The following is a 5,542-nucleotide window of genomic DNA, read 5'->3' as shown; positions in this document are numbered from 1 at the left end:
AATCCACCACCGCACGCTGGATTTCGCTAGTCTTGCCGGCTTCTGCGTGCCCCGATTACTTGCCTCGCAACCCATGACTTCCGAGACGGTCTACAGCGTCGAACTGGTGTCGCGTATGACGTACCTGAGCGCGAATTCCTCACGGGGCACCTATACGGGCACCCTGCGCCGAAACGTGCCGTCGATCCCAGTAACGACGGGGGAGTGTCCGTTCAGCGTCCGTCTTTCGGAATGCCCTTTCGCTCTAGCGGGGTTTTCTCGTACTTGGCAGGATGAGGCGGTGCGCACGTTGGAGGATTACTTCCGGGACGTCATACCTCGCGCGTCTCCATGCCTGTCATGCGCGACCTTCTGACGAGCGAAGAACTGGGCACCGTCAACGTTTCAATTCGTGAATTTCCGGACGGCTCACCCCAGACAGGCGACATTCCAATCGGAAAGTACGACTGGACGCTGTTTTTTGAGGTCCACGGCGGGACGTTGTTCGAGCCGCTGGTCGAGCCGATCACGGACGAAGAAAATACCTCTGGCTTCTATAAAGACCTTCCCGACTGGATATCCGAAACCAATTTTGGCTGGGGTCAACTGTAGAAGGCACAACGGCCCGGCTGGTGGCAGAGCGTGCAGCGGTGACGGTCCCCTGAGGTCGCAACGCCAACGAGAATCAGTGGGCTTTCATCTCAATCGTCTTTGGGCGCGAGGAGGCGTCGGCTTCGCTTTTGGATGACTGATGATCCCATCCCGCCGATGAAGATCGTTGAGATCTGCAACACTTCGCTGAGGGGCTTTGCCCAAGGCTCATCGATAGTTTCCCTGAGCGTCGCGCTGGCGGCGATGAGGACCGCAGCGACAACTGCGAGCATCGCGTATGCCCACCAAACCCACCCTCGAGAATTAACATGGCCACCTCCTCGGAACATAGCGGGTTATCAAGTCGGGTCGCCCACACTTGAAATGTACATCACCGGATTTTCAGGGTTATTGCCCACGGCTTGCCCGCGTTTGTAACCTAGGAGAGCGTGATGCTGCTGATGGCGGGGCCAATTAGGGCTGATCGTAGGGTGTCGCTCAGCCACTCGAGGTATTTCTCGGAGGAGTAGTTGTGTTGGCGCACGAGGAGCTCGAAAGTCTCGGGGCTGGCGATCGCCCATGCTGTAGTGGTTGCTGTCTCTGCGGTGAGCCCTGGCCGAAGAGCAGTTTCTCCGATGAGCCCAAGGATGCCTCGATAGGTCGTTCGGCGCAGTGACTGCAGTTCTGCCCATTCGGCTGCGATCTCGCTGTCCGTGAGCGCGGCCTCTCGATAGAGTTTCCAGCCGGTGGCGGATCTGCTCGCAGTCTCGACGAAAACAGTTGCGAGTTGGGTGACGAGGTGTTCGGGGCTTTGATCCAAGAATCTTGAGGCGACGTCCCCTGGGGCATGCGAGCCGTCGGCGAGCGTGGACTCCAGATAGGCGCGTAGCAGTGCTCGCTTGCTGCCCCACGCGAGATAGAGGGTCTGCACGGTCACCCCGGCAGTCGCGGCGATTCGGCTCACTGGTGTCGCGGTGTAGCCGTGTGACTCGAATTCACTGACAGCCGCGTCAAGCAGACGTTGCTTGGTTTCCCGCCGGGATGCCGCTCCCACCACCTGTTGGCGGCTCTTTTCGCCTGGCTGTTTCTGGCTCATAGACACGAGCATATCCGACGCTATAGAGTGGCGCTCTAATGCATTTGAATAGCAATCAAAATCATGCGCGGAGAGCAGATGCCTGTCAACCCTGATCATCCTTGGCGCCGCCCCGGTGCGGCCGCTTACGCGCGCACTCGGGTGCGGAACATCCTGCGGCCGGCGGTCACTGTGTATGGGGCACCGGCCGAGCTGGTCAAGGATGCGAACATCAGCGTCACGATGCCTGATGGTGTCGTGCTTCGGGTGAACGTCTATCGGCCGCCGGGAGATGGCCCGTTCCCGGTGATCCTCTCTGCGCATCCGTATGGCAAGGACGTGCTCCCGAAACGCAGGTGGTGGGGCTGGTCTCCGAGCCCCCAGTATCGCTTGATGAACCAGACCCAGCCGTTGCGCTTGTCGAGCGAGACTGGTTGGGAAGCACCCGACCCGGTGTGGTGGACGCGGCACGGCTATGTCGTGCTCAATGCCGACACCCGTGGCGCAGGAAAGTCCGAGGGTGTCGGGGCTCTGCTCTCTGACCAGGAAGCGCAAGACATCTACGAGATCATCGAGTGGGCAGGCACCCAGCCTTGGTCAAACGGCAACGTAGGCATGCTCGGAGTCTCGTACCTCGCGATCTCCCAGTACAAAGCCGCAGCGCTGCATCCTCCTCATCTGAAGGCGATCTGCCCCTGGGAAGGGTTCACCGATGCCTACCGGGATCTGATGACCCCGGGCGGAATTGTCGAAGACGGGTTCAGCCTGATCTGGCAGTTCGGTACCAAACTGGCAGTTCGACTGTCGGAGGACATCGGAGCGGAGCGTCCGATGCATCCATTGCGTGACGAGTGGTGGGACGCGATTACACCCAATCTCGCCGGCATCGAGGTGCCGATGTTGGTGTGTGCAAGCTTCTCTGACGGCAACCTGCACAGCGTGGGCTCGATGCGAGCGTTTGATCGGGCCAGCTCCCGCGACAAGCATGTCTATATCCATCGCGGTCCGAAGTGGGCGACGTTCTACAGCGCCGAGGCGGGTGCGGCGCAGCTGGAGTTCCTCGATCGCCATCTCAAGGGCACGAAAGGCGCACCAATCCCGCCGGTGCGTCTTGAAGTGCGCGAGCGACGAGACGTGATCACCCAGGTGCGCAGTGAACAGGAATGGCCTCTCGCTCGTACTCAGTGGCGCTGCTTGCATCTCTCCGAAGCGGGACAGTTGCGTGATGCCCCGGGCCACGACGGTTCGGTGAGCTTCGATCTGAAGCGGAACGCCGCGAGCTTCACCATCGGCTTCACTAAAGATACCGAGATCACCGGCCCTATGGCCGTGCGGCTCTGGGCATCGATAGCGGGCGCGACCGACGCGAGCCTGTTCGTCGGTGTCGAGAAGTGGAGCGGCGCAGAGTACGTTCCGTTCGAAGGGTCGTATGGGTACGGTCGCGATCGCCTCGCGGCGGGTCAGCTACGCCTTTCGCTCCGAAAACTGGATGCTGCGCTGTCGGCGACACACCGGCCGGAGCATGGATTCCGTGAGTCCGAGCCCCTGGGCAACGATCCGGTTGAGTTACAGATCCCACTGACAGCGTCTTCGACTCTCTTCCGGGCCGGCGACTCGCTGCGACTATTAATCGCGGGTCGGTATCTCGAACCCCGAAACCCGCTTTTCGGCCACTTTCCTGCCCACTACCGCCCGAGCGGCACCGGAAGATGCACCGTCCATTGGAGCGCGGACATGCCAGCCACATTGAGTGTCCCCGTCATCCCAGCTCGTCAGTGAAGTTTGCCCAGCCAATTCGCCGGGTCGGCTTCAGGGCCGCGGGCACACGCTTCTGGTCGACTTTCGACAGTCTCACGATCCTGGCCGTCAGGTTGAACACCCCGCCGATCATGGTGGGCAGCTCCTAAATGTCGACGGTAGCGGCACGAGCGAGAACCTCCGCCGCAAGCGCCGGGTCGACGCAGTCGAGCTTCAGGAGCGCCGCCATCTTGGTCGCGATGTGAGCCTCAAGCCGCAGCAGGGTCCATTTCTCGAACAAGAGCTCGTCAGGATATTCGGCGAGTACCTCCACATTGAGGCATAGTTTGCCGCCGAGTTGGGATTCGTAGGGCAGGTCGATGTCGAGGCTGATCCCCCCGCCGACTCGCAAGGCGCCCATCCGCCGATGAGGATGGAGGGCTCGAGGTCGTGACCGAATCAGTCGACGAGGACGATGATGACACTATGTTGATTTTCATAGAGGTTCGGCTTGCGGGCACCTGTTTCTGACATGTTCTGACGTTATTGAGGCGGCGGGTCGGAAGGTTGCAATGAGGCCAGGGGGTTCCTAGTCTGGTGCCATGAAGGATCTTGGAAGCAAGCTGATGCCTGTTTCGAATAAGGGGAGCAAGCCCGACACGGGTGTTGATGTGCGCTACGTCGTCTCCTATGAGCCAATCGATCGGGTGGACGTGGAGGCGGCCGAGCCGGAAGACATCGTTCCGAGCCAGGAACCGAGCGATACCGATGTGTGGTTCACGGAATGGCAGGTTGCCGAGGACGGTTTGGACGTTGCACTTGACCAACGCGTCGACTGGTCGCTGGTGCCCATGGACCAGAACTGGGTTTCCCGCCTGTTTGCCGGCCGCCGATCGATCCCCTTACAGCTCGACACTTATGCCGGCGCCGTCCGTGACCCTTCCGACCCGTCGGATTGGACGCAGCTGTCCGGTCGCGTTGCCCGAATCGATCAGATCTCTGTTGTGTACCACCCGTCGAAGGATCCAGAGGAACGCGGTGGACTGGTGCCGGAAACAGGGGGCGCTGAGCAGCACAGTGTGCTGAGCTTTCGCCAGTCGCGTGGTCATCACGGAGAGGTCGTCGGCTGGATAGTCCGCGTGCGTGAGTAGGGGTTTCGGCGCTTTCTCCTGTCGCGGTAGCCGTTCCGCTTGCGGGATGGGCAGTAAGACCGACATTCATCGGGTTAGCGGCGGTCAGCGTCCGAGGCAAGAATGGGCCCACTGCCCAAATCGAGTGCCGCGAAGCGGAGCGCGACACCTACCTGTGGATAGACAAAACAGAGGGGCAGCCCATGTGGAATGCCCCTCTTCAAAAATGGGACGGGTCATCAACGTCCCCTCGGACCCGCAGGGTTCTCGCGTTTGAAGAACCAGCGGCCCAGAAGGGTAACGAAGATTCCGATGAGCACGACGCCGGCGACGATCAGAAACGCACGCATCCCATCACTTGACGCGATTGGGACATGGTGTTCCAGCTTTCGGATGAACCCTCATTTTAAGAGGGCCCACTGTCCGAGATCTTCGTAGCAGCTCACAGGGCTTTATTTGGTTTGGCCGTCGTGCGCTCGGCCACCGCACCACCGCCGTCTAGAAGTCAGTCACTTTCTTGGCATGCTATGCGCACCTTGCGGGATTACAATCTCTCCATCGGGCTCCCCGTCACGTCGGCAGCCCGCGACGCATCGCCTCACCGCGGCGTCGAAGCATCGCGGCACCACAGATTGACGCTGCTGCGATGCGGCGGTTGATCGTTAAATTGTGACCTCGACGACACCGTTTCTCATCCAGCTGAAGCACACAGGGAGCATCAATGGGCACTGACGACCAGACCAATACATGCAGTTTCCACATGAGCGGTGCGCTGCCAGCAGGTGGCGACCACCTCGGTGGCACCTTCGGTCAGTCCCCGACCCTGGACAGTTGGTACCCGCAGCGTCTCCGGGTTGAGCTTCTCCACCGGAACGGCGTAGACGCCGACCCGCTCGGCGCGGACTTCGACTACGCGGCGGCTTTCGCCACGATCGACCTCACGACGCTCAAGTCGGACATCAAGCGTCTGCTCACCACATCGGTCGACTGGTGGCCGGCGGACTACGGCAACTACGGCCCACAGATGATC

At 60.8% G+C, this 5,542-nt stretch carries 5 protein-coding genes and 1 pseudogene; 4 read left to right on the top strand and 2 right to left on the bottom strand.

Annotated elements, in window-relative coordinates; all coding sequences use genetic code 11:
- The first annotated feature begins 339 nt into the window (after window positions 1–339).
- Window positions 340–591: a hypothetical protein gene (locus QN358_RS18545; RefSeq protein WP_323513238.1), complete on the top strand. Its 252-nt coding sequence runs from the start codon at window positions 340–342 to the stop codon at window positions 589–591.
- A gap of 418 nt (window positions 592–1,009) precedes the next feature.
- On the opposite strand, the gene QN358_RS18540 is transcribed toward QN358_RS18545, so the two are convergent.
- Window positions 1,010–1,666: a helix-turn-helix domain-containing protein gene (locus tag QN358_RS18540; RefSeq protein WP_323513237.1), complete on the bottom strand. Its 657-nt coding sequence runs from the start codon at window positions 1,664–1,666 to the stop codon at window positions 1,010–1,012.
- Window positions 1,667–1,729: 63 nt separating this feature from the next.
- Between QN358_RS18540 and QN358_RS18535 the strand changes: the two genes are divergently transcribed.
- Complete coding sequence (locus QN358_RS18535) at window positions 1,730–3,424, top strand: CocE/NonD family hydrolase (RefSeq protein WP_323513236.1); 1,695 nt, start codon at window positions 1,730–1,732, stop codon at window positions 3,422–3,424.
- 124 nt (window positions 3,425–3,548) lie between these two features.
- On the opposite strand, the gene QN358_RS18530 is transcribed toward QN358_RS18535, so the two are convergent.
- Entirely contained in the window at window positions 3,549–3,803 is a 255-nt protein-coding gene (locus QN358_RS18530) for a hypothetical protein (protein ID WP_323513235.1), read from the bottom strand.
- A gap of 181 nt (window positions 3,804–3,984) precedes the next feature.
- On the opposite strand from QN358_RS18530, the gene QN358_RS18525 reads away from it, so the two are divergent.
- Both QN358_RS18525 and QN358_RS18520 read left to right on the top strand, forming a co-directional pair.
- Window positions 3,985–4,533 (top strand): DUF6578 domain-containing protein, encoded by a 549-nt coding sequence (locus tag QN358_RS18525; protein WP_323513234.1) that lies wholly within the window; start codon window positions 3,985–3,987, stop codon window positions 4,531–4,533.
- A gap of 700 nt (window positions 4,534–5,233) precedes the next feature.
- Window positions 5,234–5,542 (top strand): annotated as a pseudogene (locus QN358_RS18520) (catalase-peroxidase); the annotation flags it as partial.

The sequence above is a fragment of the Subtercola sp. RTI3 genome, from assembly GCF_035018625.1.
Lineage (GTDB): Bacteria > Actinomycetota > Actinomycetes > Actinomycetales > Microbacteriaceae > Subtercola > Subtercola vilae.
This window is presented reverse-complemented; position numbering and strand designations above follow the sequence as displayed.